We start from the raw sequence: 18852 nt of genomic DNA on the forward strand, positions 1-18852 counted from the left end.
AGGGGGAAGAACATTATTGGATGATAAGGGTGGTTGTCATGATCAATACAAATGATGTGGTTGCGAAAATTGTCAAAGAATTACACCAAGAATTAGAGTTTTCCGGGGCAATCTTAATAAAAAGAGAAAATGACATTATCTACGAAAATTCGTTTGGATACGCTAACCGAAGTGAAGGTATAACCAATACACTACAAACAAGATTTGGAATCGCTTCAGGATGTAAAATATTTACTGCAATCGGCATATGTCAACTCGTTGAGAAAGGTTTACTTTCTTTTCATACAAAGTTAACAGATTGTTTAAGTATTGAATTTCCAAACTTCGATAAAGACATTACAATACATCAACTTTTAACGCATAGCTCTGGTATTCCGGATTATTTTGATGAAAGTGTTATGGATAATTTCGAGGATCTTTGGGAAAAAACGCCTATGTATCTATTAAAAGGTTTAAGAGACTTTTTACCATTATTCCAAAACAGTAATATGATGTTTGCCCCAGGAAGTAAGTTTCACTACAACAATGCAGGTTTTATCATACTTGGATTAATTATAGAACAACAGTCAGGACTTGAATTTACGGAATATATAGAAAAGAATATATTTGTTCCAGTTGTCATGAATGATTCGGGTTATTTTTCTTTAGATAATTTACCTAAAGATACAGCCCTTGGGTATATAAAAGATGGGAATAATCAAAAATGGAGAACAAATGCATACTCTATACCTATTAAGGGAGGTGCTGATGGCGGTGCCTACGTTACCGCACCAGACATGTTGAAATTTTGGAAGGCTCTATTTAACAATGAAATATTAAGCCACCAATTTACAAATTTACTTTTAACTCCTCATATTTCAGTGAATAATAGCCAGTCTTACGGTTATGGAATATGGATTGAGAAAAAACAGAATACCATTTTTAAATATCATGTAATGGGATATGATCCAGGCGTTAGTTTTCGCTCGGCCATATATCCAGACTTAGGAATTACATTAGTTATTCCATCAAATAAAGGAGTAGGACCCGAAAAATTAATGACAGAAATAGAAGGAGCTTTTTAATTACATGAATATAAAAATTAGAGCATATAAAAAAGAAGACGAAATAGGTTGGGTACGTTGCCGTGCGTTATCGTTTTTAGATACAGCATATTATGATAACGTATTTAGAGAGAAAGAAAAATATGAAAATCCTGCTATTGAATTAGTAGCTGTACACGAAAATCAAATAGTGGGTTTGATAGATATTGAATACGAATTAGAAGAACGTACTGTTTGTTCAAGAGGAACTGGTCTTGGCGGTATGATTTGGCATATTGCAGTTCATCCTGATTTCCGTAGAATGAAAATTGGTGATCAACTATTACATGAAGCAGAAAAGATAGCTAAAGAACTTAAGCTAAATCGACTGGAAGCATGGACTAGGGACGATCTATGGGTACATGGATGGTATGAAAAGAACGAATTTGTAAGCGTAGATTCATATTTACATGTTTATTCCGATCATACAGACGAAATAAAAGGTTTAATAAATAGTAATATAAAACAGTTATATCCGGTTCAAACATTTGCTCATTACACAGGTGAAAATAAAGAAGAGATAAGGCAAAAGTTTAAACGGGTTCATGATTGTATCTGCTTTGAAAAATATTTTAGTTAATGCGTGATAAGCAATAAATTAAAAACCTTCGTTTAATTTACAAAATGAAGGTTTTCTTTAATGGGCTGTAATTCTATACAGATAAAAATCAAATTATACGCACGTAAATTTTTCAGTTGAATATTTAAGTTGTAATTTGTATGGTTATATATAAAAATAATGATATATAGTTTTGATATTGATCTGAAGGGATGTGTTAGCAGTTTGCATATGATCAGCGGTAGTGTGTTTATTGTTTTGGGAGTTATCTGTTATTTGATTGTACGAAGTATTTTAATTGGGATGAAAAATAAAAAGCATGTAAATTGGTGGAAAGAATTAATTAGTTTTCTATTTGTAGTATACATTTGTATGGTTGTTGCAGTAACTTTATTCCCTTTACCAATTGGCTTTCCTTCTAGTATTGAAAATCTTAGTCGTTCAGTCAATATTATCCCCTTTGCATCAATTATTAAAGATATTGGTCAAATAGGGAGTGCTTATGATGGTGATGTCCTATTTATGACTAGTTTAATCGTAAGAAATGTAGGCGGAAATATTTTATTATTAATGCCTTTAGGATTTTTGGCGCCAATAATATGGGATACATGTAAAAAGAGCAAAAATATAATTTTATTAGGTTTTGTTATATCAGTTTGTATTGAATTATTACAATTAATTGAGTCGTTATTTAGTGGATGGGGTCGCATTACTGATATTGATGATGTAACCTGTAATGTTCTAGGTTCTATTCTTGGATTTATTATTTATAAAATGGCTTTAAAAATAGCTGCTAAATTTAACATTCAAGTATTAGATAAGGCTAATTCTAAAGGTGTAGAATCTATTGATAACTAAAAGTTTAAAAGAGTTCATGGATATACTTGTTTTGAATAAAGGTATTAAAAGGCGTACGAGTAAAAAGTACGTCTTTTGATTTTTATAAATAATGCTTAAGACTGATGGAAGATTACATTCCATATTTTACAATTAAAAGTGGCTATTGCATTTCAAGTATGGAATAAAGAAAGGAGAATATAATTTTTAAAGGGAAACGTGTAAATAGGGGGAATTTAATTGGATATTATCGTTGTTATTCTTATTATCGTTTTAATGCAAGGTAAAGAACGTAAAGTGAAAATTAATCGTATTTGGCTCGTTCCAGCTTTATTGTGCTATGTAACAGTTCAGTCCATTGTTCACATGGAACAAGTAACTTTATTGCAAGGACTTCTCTTCGTTGCAATGCTTGGAATTGGATTGGCCCTGGGGATTATTAGGGGGAAAACTTTAACATTTCGGTTAGATAGTGAAACAGGTCATGTATTACGAAAAGGAAATTGGTTAAGTACTATTATTCTCCTTGTTATTTTAGGTGCAAAAATCGTGATTAAGCAAAGTATGTTTTCTGGCAGTACGCATTCTACATTAATGGTTGTAACGAATGCTTTTTTATGTATTACATTAGGTACCGTGATTAGTAGACGTTATTATATTTGGAAAAAATATAATGAATTAACACAAAAAGTATAAAAATATTCATCCCTTGTTTATCAATACTGTGAACGGCAATACTAAATAACATTGAACTTTTACAACAAGGGATGATAATATGATATTTATTTACACAGATTTCGGCGGAACACATACAACATCACTAGCTGCAGCGTATCATTTGAATAAATTACCAACTGATCGTAAGTTAACGAAAGAAGAAATTTTGAATGTAGATTACTTCAATAAATTAAAAACAGAAGATATGGGGAAAATTATTTTTCATGGAATAGACGAAAATGGTAATCCTGTTTATACGATTGGATGCGGCGCATCAAAAGTTGTTGTACCTGCGATGAAACATTTAGGAGAGATTCTGCAAAAACATTATCAAAGTCATGAAAAGATTATTTTTTCTAATACATCACCAACAGTGCCTTTACCAATGACTTTCGGTGGTCTGTTTTCTAGAAGGTTCCACATTGACTTTATCGGAGTACCGTTACTTGTATGGGGAGCAAAAATTTGCTGTGATAACATACAAAGGCTTGTTAATTATACGAAAGAAGCTGGCCGATTGACGAATGATTATGTTGTAATTTTAGATAATCAAACTTTTAAATAATGTATTATTAGGGGGAAATCGGGGAAATATCCTGATTTTCTTTTTTTATTTGTGAATTAGACAAACAATATTCACATTTATCATATATCTACTATAGCCAAAATATTAAAGTCCTGTTACTATTACAGGGGATATTCTCTTTTCATAAGATAAATATATAGAAAAGTCAGAAAAGAGGAATTGAATAAGGGAGGAACAACATGAAGCGTGTTGCTTGGATTACTGATAGTACAACTGCGAGTTTTACAACAGAAGGAGATAACTTTGTTATCCCAATTGAAGTTATTATCGATGGAGTGTCGTATAAAGATTGTGAAGAAGGAATTCATGAACGTCTTTATGAAACGTTAAATGATGGAAGAACGGTTACTACTTCACAACCTAACATAGGGGAAATGGTAGAGTTATTTACGAAATGCAAAGAAGAATATGAAGAAGGCTTTGCAGTTGCTATTAGCGGAAAAGTAAGTGGGACCTATCAAAATATGAAGCTAGCTGCTGATATGGCAGGTTTCCCTTTAACTATATTAGATAGTGAAACGACAAGTTATCCAATGGATGAACTTATGAGAAAAGCTAAAACGTTATACAATGATGGTATGACTTTACAAGATATACACAAAACATTAGTAGATGAAAAAAGAAGACCTTTTTATGTATTTCCAAAGAGCTTAAAAGGTTTATATGCAAGTGGTCGTGTAAAGGGAGTTCAATTCTTACTTGGAAGTTTATTAAGTGTCAACTTAATCTTAGAAGTAAAAGGCGGAGAACTTTTACTTGAAAAGAAAGTGCGTAAAATTCAAAAATGTAGAGAATACATTAAAAATGAGCTTGAAAAAGAATTACCAAAAGTACTTCATATGTTCTATGCTAACGATAAAGATGGGGCTGAAGAATGGATTTCAGATATTAAACAAGCATTTCCTGAAATGGATTTCAAACTGTATCCATTACCAATTTCATTTGCTGTTCATGCCGGTGAAGGTACAATAGCAATTAGTTATTAAAAGGAAAACCCGTGAATGATTCACGGGTTTTTTTTATTATATAAAATCTTAATTACATCAACCTCATATCATAAATAATAATGTATAGATAAAAGGATTTTTTCCTTTTAAAAAAGAAGTATGTATAAACAAAAATTATAATGGTAGTGATATTATGAAAATCGGAAAGTTTGGAGAAATAAATAATATAAGTATAGATACAATTAGACATTATATGGATCTCGGACTAATTATTCCTGAAAAAAAGGGTGGCCACTATTTTTTTGATGAATATTGTCAAAAAGATGTAGAGCTTATATTAGAGTACAAATGGCTAGGTTTTAGTTTGAATGAAATTAAAAAACTTTTTCTTTATCAAAATTTAGCGAAATCTATGAATTACGAACAAGATACTCTTTACCAATCTTTATTTAAATCAAAATATGAAATGTTTGAACAAGAAATACAAGTTTTAGAGGAGAGAAGGGATAAATTAAAAGAAGTGTTAAATGATTTATCGCTAACAAATGAAACTCCGAATTCTATTATTGGGATAGATTTAAGCGTACTTCATTTACTTACATGTTCTAAGTGCAGCAAAAACTTAATTCTTCAAAATGGAATTATTAATTGCAATCAAATTACAGAGGGAAAGTTAATTTGTAACTGTGGGGAAGAATACATTATTACTTCAGGTATTCTAACAGCCGGCAATTTATTTAAAGCATATGAGCGATCTTCACTTGAAAGTTCTATTTCAGATTATATTCATGAAACTGATAATGCATATTTGGAAAATATGCATAGAGAAGGAGAATGGGCGAAAAAGAAACTAATGCAATTAGATTTAAATAACAAAATACTACTTGATATAGGATCGGGTCTTGGGTTCTTTTTGCGAAATATTTATGAAGAACTACCCGAGGATTGCTTATTTATTGCAGTTGATCGAGATTTGAATAAACTACTATTTTTAAAAGATGTATTAGAAAGAAGAAATCCGAAAAGAAACATTCTCTTTATCTGTGCTGATTTTTTAAGTATACCTATTCAGAATCAGTCTGTTGATATTGTAATTGATCAGTCTGGTACTAGTAATTATAGTTTTGAGCATGAGAATTTTTTACTTCACAAATTAAATTCTCTTTTAAAAGCTGATTGTTATTTATTAAGTTTATTTATTTTATTTAAAAATTTTAGCATAAACAGCCAAATTGAAACTAAGTTTCGAGAAAATTTTACACTTTCAAAAGTAACGAAAGAAATCCAAAATCTACAGTTTCAATTCATTGATGAAAGAACTTCAAATTATTTGGATCGAGGCGGAAAGTACGAGGATTTCTTTGTTCAAGGAGAAGAAATTTATACATATTCATTTTTCGGAAAAAGATGGAGTTAACCCCATCTTTTTTTATTTCTTTGTAGTAATTTTTAAACACAACATATTGATATTGGGTTGACCCGAGAACTTACACTGTACGTAATACAAAGTTCAGTGGGAGGGAAATGTTATGGGAAGTTTACAATTACATATGGAAAATAAAAAAAGCAACCAAGAACTAAGAAATATTTGTCTCTATTCAATTGCGAAAACAGTATCAATATCCGGTAGTTCTATTTATAGTTTCGCATTAGGATTATATGTTTTACAAATAACTGGATCTGCGTTAAATTTTGCGATTACGCTCATTTTAGGAACGATTCCAATGATTGTTATGAATCCATTTGCCGGTGTAGTTGCTGATAAGGTTGATAAAAAGAAACTGGTTGTTTGTATGGATTTACTAAGTGGATGCTTATTAATAACGGTTTATATATTAAGCAGCTATTATGGATTAAACTTATTCATCATTTATACTACTACCTTTCTTATGACGGTATTTACAACATTCTTTGGAATAGGGTTAGAAGCCGCAAAACCAAATATTGTCTCTAAAGAGAGGCTAATGAGTATTAACTCTATAAGTAAAATTATCGATTCTGTATCTTTAATTCTCGGTCCTATGTTAGGTGGCATCGTTTTTGCAGTCTTTGATATTAAAATTTTTATAATTATTAACGGTATTTCATATATTCTTTCGGGTATATCCATATTATTTATTCATTTTAAACTGTTCGAGTTCAACATAAATGAGGAATGCTCAAAACGGAGAATTAATTTTATTACAGATATAAAAGAGGGGTTTTCTTACTTAATTGAAAAGGAAAGTTTAAAGAATACGTTTAGTATTTTAATTTCACTTAATTTCTTCTTAGGATTTGCTGTAACCGTTCCATTACCATACATTATTAACACAGTTCTCAATCTTAGTTCTAATCAATTTGGTATCATTCAAGGAATTTTTCCAGTAGGGATGATAATTGGTGCAATTTTAGTAAAAAAGATAACTGATCGTTTTTCTTACTCTTATCTTTTGAAAAAGCTAAGTTCTATGCTGGCAGTTTTTATGATTATTTCAGGAATTCCAGTTTTATTCAAAAATATCGAAGTAAATGATTTTGTATACGTTATTACGTATTGTGTTGTTATGTTCTTTTTAGGGCTTATTATAGCGCTAATTGATATTCCTTTAATTTATTTCATGCAAAAAGAGATTCCCGATAAATATAGGGGAAGAGTGCTTAGTATTGGATTAAGTTTAGGGAAAATGATGCAGCCAATAGCACTCGCAATATCAGGTATATTATTAAACTATATTCCAGCCTATACTATTCCAATTGTAGGAGGAATCTTATATTTAATATTGAATCAGGTTTCTTCAAATCGTTTAACATTAGAACTTCATTCGAAAGATTATAGCGCTTAGTAGTTTCTTAGTTTATTTATAGAATGGATACTGCCATATCACCACTTAGCTAAAAAAACAACTACCCCGAAACGAAAAAATGAACTAAATTCCTATGGACAATTATGAAAAGATTACATTTCAGTTTTGGGGATACTTCAAAATTGTAGGTTGCTGAGTATGAATGCTATTTCTAAATATAATAAGAAAATTTAACTTTATTGATTGACCTTCCCCTTACAGGAACCAGTATATTTAAAGTAACTAATAACAGGAGGTGATTGTTATGCTTTCCATTGGTGAGTTTTCAAAAATATCACATCTCACAATGAAGACGCTGCGCTACTATGATGAAATTGGACTTTTAAAGCCTGATTTCATAGACGCTAATAATGGCTATCGCTACTATAATATTTCTCAATTAGAAACAGCTTTATTGATTACACGATTAAAAACCTATTTATTTTCACTGGAAGAGATTAAAGATCTTTTAACAAATTGGGAGAATACTGAGTTTCTTAACTCTAAAATGAAAGTCAAACAAGAAAATCTAACACAACAAATAACATTTTATTCTTCTTTATTAAAAAAGTTAACGCTTGATATTCAACAATTAGATGAAGAGGAAAGTATCATGGGTTACTTAAATCATATTGAGATTAATCTTGTAAATCACTTAACCTATAATATATTATCTCAGCGAAAACAAATGAATACCGCTGATTTTTTAACGCATTTTAATGAGTTGTTTAGTAAAATTTCATTTGAAAATTTATTACCTATTGCAAAACCACTTGCTATTTTCCATAGTTCAGAATATGTACCTGAAAGTTATGATGTAGAAATTGCGATTCCACTTGCAGAGGCCTCAAATAAAACAAAAGTATTTAATCCCGGCCTTTGCGCAATGGCTACGCTTATTGGTTCTTACGAAGAATTACCTTCTATTCATACAAAGCTACATGTTTGGATTGAAGAAAATAACTATAAACTGAATGGCGCTCCGTTTGAAGTTTATAAAACGAATCCTTATAGCACACCGGAGGAGAAAAATATCATAGAAGTATATTTTCCCATAAAATGAATAAATAAAGGGGCGTATCACAATGTATGGTATAAACCGGCCAACAATAAAAGAAAAAATCTTGATTTTAGTTGCTGAGATTATCTATTTAATCATCGCGTATTATTTACTTTTCATTACTCATGCCAAATCAGGCGTTTCACTAGGACTTTTTATTGCTTTAATTATTACAGCTTTACGATTAACAGCTATGATGTTTATTTGGTTACCTAGAGGTATTGCATGGCAAGAAGCAATTATGAACAGTATTGCTTTTGGGATTTATTATTTAGGTTTCCCCATTTTAATGATTACTGGTAAACAGGATTCAAACTTAATAGTGCTTGTTATAGGGTGGATATTGTTTTTAGGAGGGAGTATATTAAACACAGTTTCAGAGTTACTTAGAAAACCTTTTAAAGACAATCCTGCAAATCAAGGTAAGCTATATACAGGCGGTTTATTTAAATATGCAATTCATATTAATTATCTTGGGGATTGCCTTTGGGTATTAGGCTTAGCGCTAATCTCTAACAATATTTATAGTTTGCTAATACCTCTAGGCCTATTCATGGTATTTGTTTTTGACTATATTCCAAAATCTGATGATTACTTACAGAATAAGTACGGAGAACAATTTACAGTATATAAACAGAAAACAAAAAAACTAATACCGTTTATTTGGTAAATTAATTTCATAAATTATAAAAAGCGCAGGATCACCATCCTGCGCTTTTCTATCGTAATTCAGCTGTTTTTCTAATAACAATCTTATCGATATCATCCTCTTCATCACCAATAAATAATCCACGTTCTTTTAAATATGTTTCGAAGTATAAATCTGCTTCTGCACGTTCATCGTATGGCTTTACAGAAAGAACGAAACCTAATTTATTTTGCTCCTCTAAATGAGAAGTGGAGATGTAAGCTGGTACATTGTGGCGTAAAAAGAGCTCTTTAACAGGAATGATCATATCTTTCATTAACTTCGTTAACATACCCATTTCAAATTCAAAATTAAAGCGATCTATACTGGATAAATCGGCAAACACTACGCCAATAAAACCTGTATTAAATACTTCTTGATATTCTACTTCTTCGTTACCGTAAAAATTCTTTTCGATCAAATAATTTATAAAATAAGAAACACCATCACTTTGTTCAAAAGGTTTTGTTGAAAGAACGAATCCGATTTTCTTTTGTTTATGTAAATACACACATGACATGTATGCAGCGATATTATGTTCTTTAAATAATGCACTCGTTGCTCCAGATAGACCATCTAATACGTGATGCACAATTTGAAGTTTTTTACGAGCGAAATAATAGGATTTCTTTTGTAACTCCAATGTATCAATAAAGACAGAGCCGATAAAGCCTGTATTTGAAATAATAGGTGTTTGCTTTTTTCTTCCTCTGCGCTTTGCTTGAGTCATTGTTAAAATCATCCCTTCATGTACAATCAAAATAAAAAGAACGTTTGTTCGTATATTTATATTTTACTATTAAAACGCTCTAAAGTAAAGGGTTTTTGATGAAAAAACAACAAAAAAGACACCTGTAAAAGGTGCCTTAAACGCTGTAGGGAAGAGGGTTCATCCCAACTATTTATATTATGATACAGAAACAATCTCTTCTGTATCTTCTACATCTAAATGACAGTCCATAGTACGAACATCTTGATCCTCATGACTTCCGAAATAAATAGTAATTTTCATATGTATCGCTCCTTTATTCTAGGAATACCTAAAATAATTACTAGTAATGTTAATATTTATTATATACCACTTTTTTCATTCCGACAACGTTATATCATTTTTAATTCTTTTAGGGCGCAAAGAGTGATTTATAGAGATATTTTTATAGAAATAGGTACATTTCTTATATGTTATATTTAATACTGAAGGATTCGAATACGAATTTTTATGAAAGGAGCAAAATTAATGAATTATAAACAGTTACTAATAGATAATTTCACATATAAAACCTCATATATTGCGCGGCAAGTACATGGTATGGATGTAAAAGAAACGAAGGATTACATTACTGTCGACTGTGGATTACCCGCAGATACATTTAATATTATTACACTACTAAATAGTAATGTAACGGAAGGGATCGAGAAATTATATAAGGAGGTAGAATGCTATAATCAAAAAAAATTTCCAATGAGTGTTTGGTTTTGGGATGATAAGCAAGAACAGACTATAAAAAGCGAATTAATCAAACTTGGTTTAAAAGAAGCAGAACAGAATATCGCGATGGTAGCAGACTTAAGAAAAATTCATCCAACAATAGACATTTCAGTAGGTTTTACAATACAAAATGCAACATCGCCAGAACAAATACAACAATTTGGCGAAACGTTAGCAGCTTTATTCGGTACATCAACAGAAGGTACTCAAGTTCAAGCATACTATAATCAAATTGCTTCTTTAGATTTATGGAATAGTGATGCCATGAAACTATACTTAGGCCTTTCTAAAGGGAAGGTAGTATCTGTGGGCTCTCTAGTTTGTACGGAAGATAGCGTTGGTATTTATGATATAGCGACTAAAGAAGATATGAGAGGAAAAGGATTTGGTTCTATTATGTTCAATTTCCTGCTGCAAGAAGCAAAACAACTAAAAAATAATTATTGCGTATTACAAGCTTCACCTGATGGAATAAACATTTATAAAAAATCTGGCTTTCAAGCCGCAGGACAAATTACAGTTTTTGAAAATCGACATTTAATTGAATAATTCATCCAAATTAAATCGCTTTAAATATAGGAGTAAACATACCGTTATGAAGAAAATATCTATAATTACAATCATCTGTTTCTTTATTGTAATTAGCACTTTTGTTTTTCAGCAATTAAATGAACAAAAATATACAAAAGCTATTAATCAATCAAATCATATTAAAAATATTGCGCATAGAGGGGCTTCTGCATATACACCGGAACATACATTAGAAGCGTATCAATTAGGACAGCGATTAAAAGGTGACTATATAGAAATAGATCTCCAAATGACAAAAGACGGACATTTAGTAGCTATGCATGATGAAACATTAAACCGTACAACAAACGGTACTGGTTTTGTAAAAGATCATACATTAGATGAAATAAAACAACTGAATGCAGGTTCTTTTTTCAATAAAAAGTATCCAAAGTTAGCAAAGAAAGAATTTGAAAACGCTAAAGTTCCAACACTAGAAGAAATTATTGAAACGTTTGGACATAATGCTAATTATTATATCGAAACAAAATCACCAGATGAATATCCTGGAATGGAAGAAAAATTATTAGAAATTATAAATCTCTATCAAATAAGTGATAAAGTTATTATTCAATCATTTAGTGAAGAAAGTCTACGAAAGATTCATAGTTTAAATGCCAATATACCGTTAGTACAATTATTATCATATAAAAAAGCAGTTCAATTAAAAGATTTAGAAATAAAAAACTATAAAACATACTGCATTGGCCTAGGCATGAACTACAAATATATTGATGCAGTCTATGTGAAAAAAATAAAGAAACATAAATTAGAAGTTCATCCATTTACAGTAGATAATGAAAAAGATATGGAAAAGTTACTAAAATGGGGTGTAGACGGGATGTTTACTAATTATCCGGATCGTTTGCATTCGATATCGCCTTAAAAAAATCATAAATAAAAAGAATCCAAGTATTATTGGATTCTTTTTATTTTCACTTCCTGGTTATCCTTATAAAAATAAGATGTTCCTAATTTTATCTTTGTTTTTTATACCTTTTTGATACACTAGATACAAGAGGAATGCCAATTAGGGTAGGTAAGAACCAAAACCATATTGGTGGTAGTAAATTTATAATAGGAATATACATCCCAATGTTCACTAAAAGTGCGGTCACTGCACCAATGTAGGAGCCTAGCATACCTCTAATATGATGCCCTAGCCAATTTTTCCATCGCTGTTTTCTTGCGAGATATCCGTAAATCGCAAATGAATAGGAGATAATTGCTACATAAAATAAATATGCGATTTTATCCCAATTTAATATGGACAATATAATTGCAGTAATGGTTATAACAACATAGGATGCATGATATATTTCGCCCCATTCTGTATGCTTTCCTTTCTTTTTTTGAGCAAGCATCGCTACGATACCAGTGATTAAGCATATTGTTCCAAATAAAATGTGTATGGTTAAAATCACGTTAAAAATGCTCATAAAAATTCCTCCTTTTTTATTTTTATAGTATTGCAGTATAGGAGAAAAGTTGAAAAACATTGTTAGTTTGGCTTAATATATTGAAATATAGGTACTCTTAGAACAAAACGAAAAGATTAAATTTTTTCTCAAATTTAGTGAGATGAGTATTACGTTAAATGAAGGAGAGACTTCTATGTTTACATCTATCACATATTTACAATCTGGGAATGATAAGCAACAAAAAGTTTACGAAGTTATTAATAAACTAAACATAATGGAGGATTTAGCTCTATATAGCCCTGTACTTTGCGGGACAATCCCTATTAGAATTGATATCCTTCATTCTGACTTAGACATTGTAATGGAAGTACATAATTATGATTTTTTTGAACAGGAAATTAGATCATTGTATGGCTCATACGAAGGATTTGAAATGAAAAAGAAAAACTTTAAAAACATTTTAACAATAAAGGTGAATTTTAAATTTGAAGGTTTTGAATTTGAATTATTTGCTCAACCTCAGCCAGTACGTAACCAAAATGCATATAAACATATGATAGTGGAGCACATGCTATTAATGCAGCACCCACACATTAGAGAAGAAGTAATTGAATTAAAAGAACAAGGCGTAAAAACAGAACCGGCTTTTGCACAAGTATTAAAAATTGACGGAGATCCTTATGAAGAACTTATTTTATTAGGACAGGAAATGAGATTGTGGTAAATAAGGTACACAAAAAATCCTCTTTATATAAAAGAGGATTTTTATTATACCATTAACTTACGAATCAAATTACTTAATATATAAATACCTTGAGCAATTTGTTCAGTGGCAGCATATCCATACGATACGCGTATGCACTGATCCGATTCTTCTTCATAAATACGTCCTGGGTTTAAAAGTACTCCCTTTGATAGGGCCTCTGAAAACAGTTTTTTCATTGGAATGTTAGGTACAACCGTTAGCCATATAAAAAATCCACCACTTGGGATATCCCATGTAGCAATATCTGCACAATACTTGTCTAAAGCTTGTAACATCATTCGTCTGCGCTCTTTCAGGTGGATCCTTACGTTCGCAACGTGTTCTTCATAAAAGCCTTTACTTAACCATTCCGCAGCAACTCTTTGAGATAAAGAACTCGATCCATAGTCTGTTTGCATTTTTATGTCTGATAATCTATCAATAACTGGCTCTGGTCCGATAATCCAACCAATTCTAAGTCCTGGACTAAGCGTTTTAGAGAGACTACCAATATATAATACATGTCCATGTTTATCCATTGATTTTAACGGAGGTGGAGGTAGTTCATCAATCCATAACTCACGATAAATATCATCTTCAATGATAGGCAATTGTTCTTTTTCACAAATTTTTAGTATTTCTTTTCGACGCTCTTTGGACATTAATGCACCCGTTGGATTTTGAAAACAAGGAATCGAATATAAAATATTTTTCTTTTGACTATAATTAATTCGTCTTATCAAGTCATTAGGAAAAATGCCATGATGATCCATCTGTATTCCAGAAAGGTGAATATTAGCCGATTGAAATACATGTAGCGAATATAAGTAAGATGGTTGTTCAAGTAAAACAGTTGATTCTCTATGTAAGAGACCGATTGATATTAATTGTAATGCCTGCAATGCACCAGAGACTATTAATACAGAACTTGGAGATGTATTTATTCCGAATGATTTTACATAATTACTTATCGCTTCACGTAAAGGGAAATATCCTTTTTGTTCCTCGTATCCGAAATAATCTAGCTCCTCACATACGTTTCCCATAATGAATTTCATGGTTTCTAACGGGAAAAGATGAGGTGCAAGTTCTCCTTTACTAAGATGAATGAATTTTTTATTTGCTTCTGCTTCATTAATTTCTCGAACCATTAATTTACTTGGTTTATGAATACCAGCTTTCACATATTCGCACCAATCAGGCGGAGGATTAGTCGCTAATAATGACCATGTATTATTCATTACAATTGTTCCCGCTCCAATTTTCCCTTGAATTAAACCATCTGCCATAAGTTCTTCTAGCGCAGTTATTATAGTACTACGATTTACTTGAAATAATTTTGCTAACTGCCGCTGGCTCGGAATCTTACTACCAATTGGCCATTCTCCGTTTTTAATTTTCTCTTTCATATAGTCTATTATTTGCCGGTATTTTGGTAATTTTTTATCGGTAGACATATTAAAAAACTCCCTCATTCATTTTAATAATGCAAAGTGGTTGGTTTTTTAGAGGAATAACTGGTTGAAGACATTGTATCAACTATAAAATATGATGAAAAGAAATAATTGGTAATTATAAAATGGCTGGTTTATTGGAGAGGGAGAGAAAATATGCATAATAAAAAATGGGATTTTCGTATTGTATGTGCTCACGCTTTTACGATTCTTATATGGGGGACAGCTTTTCCAGGAATTCGTATGGGGCTTGAAGCTTACACGCCTGAACACCTCACATTGCTACGATTATTAATCGCTTCTTTGATTCTTCTACTGTTTTCGTTTATATACAAATTACGTTTACCCGACTTAAAAGATATTCCAGTAATTTTTATATTTGGCGCTCTAGGATTTACTATTTATCATATTGCACTGAACTACGGTGAAAAGAGTGTGAATGCTGGACCTGCTAGTTTAATTGTATCTGTAACACCTATATTAACGGCAATTCTTGCTTCTGTTTTTTTGAATGAAAAAATGAAATTAAATGGTTGGATCGGTGGTGTAATTAGTTTAGCAGGAATTGCTTTTTTATCATTCAGTCAAGGAGATTCCATTCAATTGAATAGTGGGGTATTCCTTATATTATTAGCGGCATTTTCAGAAAGCATATTTTTCGTTTTCCAAAAGTCGTACTTAAAAAAGTATGGTTTCTTGCCATTTACAATATATACAATTTGGTCTGGTACTGTATGTATGCTTATTTTTTTACTTGGGATTTATGAAGAAATCGTAGCAGCTCCTATAGAAATTACTTTGAGCGTTATATATTTAGGTATGTTTCCGACAGTACTTCCGTACATTGCATTAGCATACATTACATCCCATGCTGGTGCATCTGAGGCAACTAGCTCTCTATATTTAACACCAGTAACTGCGTGTTTTATCGCTTGGATATGGTTAGGAGAGGTGCCCACTGTTGTTTCGATAGCTGGAGGAATCATTACTATACTTGGAGTTGTGATTGCTCATTTAACATTTAAAAAAGATAATTATAAGCAAATCGAGAGCGAAAAAGTATGGTAAAACTCTTCTGCGAGTAGTTGCAACTTGAAAGTAACAATATTGAACTAATATGGGGTTTTTAATATAGATATAATGGAAAATATCTATATTAAAAACCCCATATTAGTTCAGCATTTGTACGGAATTTAATTATACTGTTAGATGATTATCAGAGTAAGAACTAGTATAATACTAGTTCTTTTTATCGACACACTACCCACCATTAATATTTGCTTAGAATTGTATAGATTTTAATTTTTTCCACATATACATAATTATCTTACCTATGAAAGGGGAACGTTTCTTGAAGAAAGTTTTATTTTTCGGAGACCCAGGTATTGATGATTCATTTGCAATTATGTACGGATTACTACATCCTGAAATTGAAATTGTTGGTATCGTAACTCGATATGGAAATGTTGAACATATACATGCCGCTCATAATGCAGCTTATATTTTACAGTTAGCAAACAGACAAGATATTCCTGTAATTAGCGGGGCAACAAAGCCACTTACAAATGAAATTACAACGTATTACCCTGAAATTCATGGACCAGAAGGATTAGGACCCATACATGTACCGGAAAGTGTGTTATCTATTCCGATATACAATTTTGGTAGTATTGCTGCGATTCTTGTAAAGTATGGAGAAGATTTAACAATTGTCGATGTAGGAAGATCTACCTCGTTAGCAATTGCTTTTAATTTATGGAACGACTTGATGTTAAATGTAAAAGGAATTTATTTTATGGGCGGTGTCTTTTTAGAAGCAGGGAATGTTACTCCATTAGCAGAGGCGAACGTGTACGGAGATCCTATAGCAAGTCAAATTGTATTTCAGCAAGCGAAAAATATAACGTTATTCCCTTTAAATGTAACAAATAAAACAGTTTTAACCCCAAATGTATTTACTTATATTTTAGCTAATACAAAAAATTCATTTAAGCCAATTATGAAACCAATGTACGATTATTATTTATCAGCATACCAAAAGCTCAATCCATCTATTGAAGGGCCATTATTACACGATGTACTTGCTATAAGCGGTTTGGTGAATCCTACATTTTTAAATTATACATCCCGAAAAGTGACTGTGGATATATGCGGTGAAACGAAGGGACAAACTTTTGCTGATTTTCGCCCACACTCTAAATCTGAAGGAGCGCGTATAGCGTTACAATTAGATGAGGAAAAATTTATACAGGATTTTATGAAAATCATGTTATAGGTTGATGTCGAAAAAGGGAATCATTTCACTCCGTTGAATATAAAAGATAAATTCTCTTTTTAAAGGAGCTTAAAATAGTGAACATCCAATTAAAAATTGTTACGAGAGAAAATTGGGAAGCTGCATTAAAGTTACAAGTTAAAGAAAATCAAATGCAATTTGTTCCAGCAGTGGCAGTATCACTTGCTAAAGTATACATAAAACCAGATGGTGAAAATGTCGAATATATTCCATTCGCTATATATGATGGTGACCTTATAGTCGGTTTTATTATGCATGCTTTTGTACGTGAGTCAACAGATATGTATTGGATTAACGGATTTATCGTTGATAAAAAAGAGCAAGGAAAAGGATATGGAAAAGCAGCATTACAGGAAATCATTAAATTAATAAAAAATAACTTTAAAGAGTGTGAGGAAATTAGATTAACTGTCCATAAAGATAATATTTCTGCAAAGAAACTATATGAATGTTATGGTTTTAAACCATTAGGAAATGTATATGACGGTGAGGAAGTATATCGCTTATTGTTGTTGAATTAAAGATGTGCGATTTTCAATAAAGTTATATCGTGTATTTATAGTGAAAAGGCAAAGGATATCTAGAATTGAAAGATCAATTAAGTAACTGATTAGAAACAATAAGTTGTTTCGGAAAAGGGTCAAATTGAGGAGAATTGGTTTTACTAATCCATATAAATTATTACAAATGAATTCACGCAATTATTTAAACATTTTATTATAAAACAGTATTTATATATACTTAAACTATCATTAATAAAAACATCAATGGAGGAACTATTATGAAAGAGAGCAATAAAAAAGAGTTGTCACTAGAGCAACGTGAAGAATTACTACAAACATTGAAAGATCGTTTTGAGAATAACATGAACCGTCATAAAGGGCTAGAATGGGCTAATGTTCAAGAGAAGTTGGATGCTAATGCTGAAAAGTTGTGGTCGCTCAATGAAATGGAAAGAACTGGCGGAGAACCTGATGTTATTGATTTTGATAAAGAAAAAAGCGAATACATTTTTTATGATTGTTCAGCAGAAAGTCCTAAAGGTCGTAGAAGTGTTTGTTATGACCTTGAAGCGCTAGAATCAAGGAAGAAACATAAACCAGAAAATAACGCTATTGATATGGCAACTGCTATGGGCATTGAACTATTAACGGAAGAAGAATATCGGGCGTTGCAAAATCTTGGGGATTTCGATTTGAAGACATCGAGTTGGATGCAAACACCTTCTGATATTAGAGAACTTGGCGGTGCCCTTTTTTGCGATTATCGCTTTGGACACGTCTTTGTGTATCATAATGGGGCAGAATCTTACTATGCCGCAAGAGGCTTTCGTGGTTCGCTAAGAGTCTAAAATTTGTACAGGCAGGTAAATTTGAAATAGAGAATAGATTTACCTAGGGAAAAGTAGTGATTGCATTCTTTTGCTATCGGTTTCGATTTTGAGTCCGCGAAGAATAGGGCTAATCAAACCTTTTTATAAAAGAATGAATCAACTAAAAATATTAAGAGTATGTTTTGATGATTTATTTTCATAAACATACTCCTGTCTCTTATACACATCTGACGCTGCCGACGA

General features: G+C 31.4%; 20 protein-coding genes. 17 read left to right on the forward strand and 3 right to left on the reverse strand.

Annotation, left to right across the window (positions count from 1 at the left end):
* Positions 1–38: 38 nt before the first annotated feature.
* From JDS80_RS23310 to JDS80_RS23355, 10 genes are all read left to right on the forward strand, one after another.
* The gene (locus JDS80_RS23310) at positions 39–1064 is read left to right on the forward strand and encodes a serine hydrolase domain-containing protein (protein ID WP_071772633.1); all 1026 of its coding nucleotides are present in this window, start codon (positions 39–41) and stop codon (positions 1062–1064) included.
* A 4-nt stretch (positions 1065–1068) separates the two neighbouring features.
* Entirely contained in the window at positions 1069–1662 is a 594-nt protein-coding gene (locus tag JDS80_RS23315; RefSeq protein ID WP_199640080.1) for a GNAT family N-acetyltransferase, read from the forward strand.
* Positions 1663–1872: 210 nt separating this feature from the next.
* Positions 1873–2499: a VanZ family protein gene (locus JDS80_RS23320; RefSeq protein WP_083596203.1), complete on the forward strand. Its 627-nt coding sequence runs from the start codon at positions 1873–1875 to the stop codon at positions 2497–2499.
* 219 nt (positions 2500–2718) lie between these two features.
* On the forward strand, positions 2719–3174 hold the full coding sequence (locus JDS80_RS23325; protein WP_071746068.1) for a CcdC protein domain-containing protein: 456 nt from the start codon (positions 2719–2721) through the stop codon (positions 3172–3174).
* Between the two features lie 79 nt (positions 3175–3253).
* A complete protein-coding gene (locus tag JDS80_RS23330; RefSeq protein WP_071746067.1) occupies positions 3254–3760 on the forward strand; it encodes a DUF3189 family protein in 507 nt (168 codons plus the stop codon).
* Between the two features lie 200 nt (positions 3761–3960).
* Complete coding sequence (locus JDS80_RS23335; protein ID WP_199640081.1) at positions 3961–4767, forward strand: DegV family protein; 807 nt, start codon at positions 3961–3963, stop codon at positions 4765–4767.
* A gap of 154 nt (positions 4768–4921) precedes the next feature.
* Positions 4922–6145, forward strand: coding sequence for a methyltransferase domain-containing protein (locus tag JDS80_RS23340; protein ID WP_071746065.1), 1224 nt, complete (start codon positions 4922–4924; stop codon positions 6143–6145).
* A 112-nt stretch (positions 6146–6257) separates the two neighbouring features.
* Complete coding sequence (locus tag JDS80_RS23345) at positions 6258–7553, forward strand: MFS transporter (protein ID WP_199640082.1); 1296 nt, start codon at positions 6258–6260, stop codon at positions 7551–7553.
* A gap of 265 nt (positions 7554–7818) precedes the next feature.
* On the forward strand, positions 7819–8616 hold the full coding sequence (locus tag JDS80_RS23350) for a MerR family transcriptional regulator (RefSeq protein ID WP_199640083.1): 798 nt from the start codon (positions 7819–7821) through the stop codon (positions 8614–8616).
* Positions 8617–8638: 22 nt separating this feature from the next.
* Entirely contained in the window at positions 8639–9283 is a 645-nt protein-coding gene (locus JDS80_RS23355) for a methyltransferase family protein (RefSeq protein WP_199640084.1), read from the forward strand.
* A gap of 49 nt (positions 9284–9332) precedes the next feature.
* Here JDS80_RS23355 and JDS80_RS23360 read toward each other — a convergent pair whose 3' ends face one another.
* Complete coding sequence (locus JDS80_RS23360; protein ID WP_060751184.1) at positions 9333–10031, reverse strand: hypothetical protein; 699 nt, start codon at positions 10029–10031, stop codon at positions 9333–9335.
* 507 nt (positions 10032–10538) lie between these two features.
* Here JDS80_RS23360 and JDS80_RS23365 point away from each other — a divergent pair.
* Positions 10539–11339, forward strand: a complete 801-nt coding sequence (locus JDS80_RS23365; protein WP_199640085.1) for a GNAT family N-acetyltransferase — start codon at positions 10539–10541, stop codon at positions 11337–11339.
* Between the two features lie 46 nt (positions 11340–11385).
* The gene (locus JDS80_RS23370) at positions 11386–12246 is read left to right on the forward strand and encodes a glycerophosphodiester phosphodiesterase (RefSeq protein ID WP_199640086.1); all 861 of its coding nucleotides are present in this window, start codon (positions 11386–11388) and stop codon (positions 12244–12246) included.
* 91 nt (positions 12247–12337) lie between these two features.
* On the opposite strand, the gene JDS80_RS23375 is transcribed toward JDS80_RS23370, so the two are convergent.
* Positions 12338–12799, reverse strand: a complete 462-nt coding sequence (locus tag JDS80_RS23375; RefSeq protein ID WP_071772623.1) for a DUF2306 domain-containing protein — start codon at positions 12797–12799, stop codon at positions 12338–12340.
* Positions 12800–12974: 175 nt separating this feature from the next.
* Here JDS80_RS23375 and JDS80_RS23380 point away from each other — a divergent pair, with 175 nt between their 5' ends.
* A complete protein-coding gene (locus JDS80_RS23380) occupies positions 12975–13505 on the forward strand; it encodes a DUF4269 domain-containing protein (protein WP_199640087.1) in 531 nt (176 codons plus the stop codon).
* A 44-nt stretch (positions 13506–13549) separates the two neighbouring features.
* Here JDS80_RS23380 and pdxR read toward each other — a convergent pair whose 3' ends face one another.
* Entirely contained in the window at positions 13550–14983 is a 1434-nt protein-coding gene (gene pdxR / locus JDS80_RS23385) for a MocR-like pyridoxine biosynthesis transcription factor PdxR (protein WP_199640088.1), read from the reverse strand.
* A gap of 153 nt (positions 14984–15136) precedes the next feature.
* Here pdxR and JDS80_RS23390 point away from each other — a divergent pair, with 153 nt between their 5' ends.
* The 4 genes from JDS80_RS23390 to JDS80_RS23405 all read left to right on the forward strand — a co-directional run bounded on the left by JDS80_RS23390 (position 15137) and on the right by JDS80_RS23405 (position 18627).
* Positions 15137–16048: a DMT family transporter gene (locus JDS80_RS23390; protein WP_199640089.1), complete on the forward strand. Its 912-nt coding sequence runs from the start codon at positions 15137–15139 to the stop codon at positions 16046–16048.
* A 283-nt stretch (positions 16049–16331) separates the two neighbouring features.
* Positions 16332–17255, forward strand: a complete 924-nt coding sequence (locus tag JDS80_RS23395; RefSeq protein WP_199640090.1) for a nucleoside hydrolase — start codon at positions 16332–16334, stop codon at positions 17253–17255.
* Between the two features lie 77 nt (positions 17256–17332).
* On the forward strand, positions 17333–17797 hold the full coding sequence (locus JDS80_RS23400) for a GNAT family N-acetyltransferase (protein WP_199640091.1): 465 nt from the start codon (positions 17333–17335) through the stop codon (positions 17795–17797).
* A gap of 260 nt (positions 17798–18057) precedes the next feature.
* Complete coding sequence (locus tag JDS80_RS23405) at positions 18058–18627, forward strand: DUF4256 domain-containing protein (RefSeq protein WP_199640092.1); 570 nt, start codon at positions 18058–18060, stop codon at positions 18625–18627.
* Positions 18628–18852: the final 225 nt, after the last annotated feature.

This window comes from Bacillus cereus group sp. N8 (genome assembly GCF_016483685.1).
Taxonomy (GTDB): Bacteria; Bacillota; Bacilli; order Bacillales; family Bacillaceae_G; genus Bacillus_A; species Bacillus_A proteolyticus.

Bases quoted from the DNA above. Each gene is read 5' to 3' on its own strand.
- JDS80_RS23310 (WP_071772633.1), top strand. From the start codon at position 39: ATGATCAATACAAATGATGTGGTTGCGAAAATTGTCAAAGAATTACAC.
- JDS80_RS23315 (WP_199640080.1), top strand. From the start codon at position 1,069: ATGAATATAAAAATTAGAGCATATAAAAAAGAAGACGAAATAGGTTGG.
- JDS80_RS23320 (WP_083596203.1), top strand. From the start codon at position 1,873: ATGATCAGCGGTAGTGTGTTTATTGTTTTGGGAGTTATCTGTTATTTG.
- JDS80_RS23330 (WP_071746067.1), top strand. From the start codon at position 3,254: ATGATATTTATTTACACAGATTTCGGCGGAACACATACAACATCACTA.
- JDS80_RS23335 (WP_199640081.1), top strand. From the start codon at position 3,961: ATGAAGCGTGTTGCTTGGATTACTGATAGTACAACTGCGAGTTTTACA.
- JDS80_RS23340 (WP_071746065.1), top strand. From the start codon at position 4,922: ATGAAAATCGGAAAGTTTGGAGAAATAAATAATATAAGTATAGATACA.
- JDS80_RS23345 (WP_199640082.1), top strand. From the start codon at position 6,258: ATGGGAAGTTTACAATTACATATGGAAAATAAAAAAAGCAACCAAGAA.
- JDS80_RS23350 (WP_199640083.1), top strand. From the start codon at position 7,819: ATGCTTTCCATTGGTGAGTTTTCAAAAATATCACATCTCACAATGAAG.
- JDS80_RS23355 (WP_199640084.1), top strand. From the start codon at position 8,639: ATGTATGGTATAAACCGGCCAACAATAAAAGAAAAAATCTTGATTTTA.
- JDS80_RS23360 (WP_060751184.1), bottom strand. From the start codon at position 10,031: ATGACTCAAGCAAAGCGCAGAGGAAGAAAAAAGCAAACACCTATTATT.
- JDS80_RS23365 (WP_199640085.1), top strand. From the start codon at position 10,539: ATGAATTATAAACAGTTACTAATAGATAATTTCACATATAAAACCTCA.
- JDS80_RS23370 (WP_199640086.1), top strand. From the start codon at position 11,386: ATGAAGAAAATATCTATAATTACAATCATCTGTTTCTTTATTGTAATT.
- JDS80_RS23375 (WP_071772623.1), bottom strand. From the start codon at position 12,799: ATGAGCATTTTTAACGTGATTTTAACCATACACATTTTATTTGGAACA.
- JDS80_RS23380 (WP_199640087.1), top strand. From the start codon at position 12,975: ATGTTTACATCTATCACATATTTACAATCTGGGAATGATAAGCAACAA.
- pdxR (WP_199640088.1), bottom strand. From the start codon at position 14,983: ATGTCTACCGATAAAAAATTACCAAAATACCGGCAAATAATAGACTAT.
- JDS80_RS23390 (WP_199640089.1), top strand. From the start codon at position 15,137: ATGCATAATAAAAAATGGGATTTTCGTATTGTATGTGCTCACGCTTTT.
- JDS80_RS23405 (WP_199640092.1), top strand. From the start codon at position 18,058: ATGAAAGAGAGCAATAAAAAAGAGTTGTCACTAGAGCAACGTGAAGAA.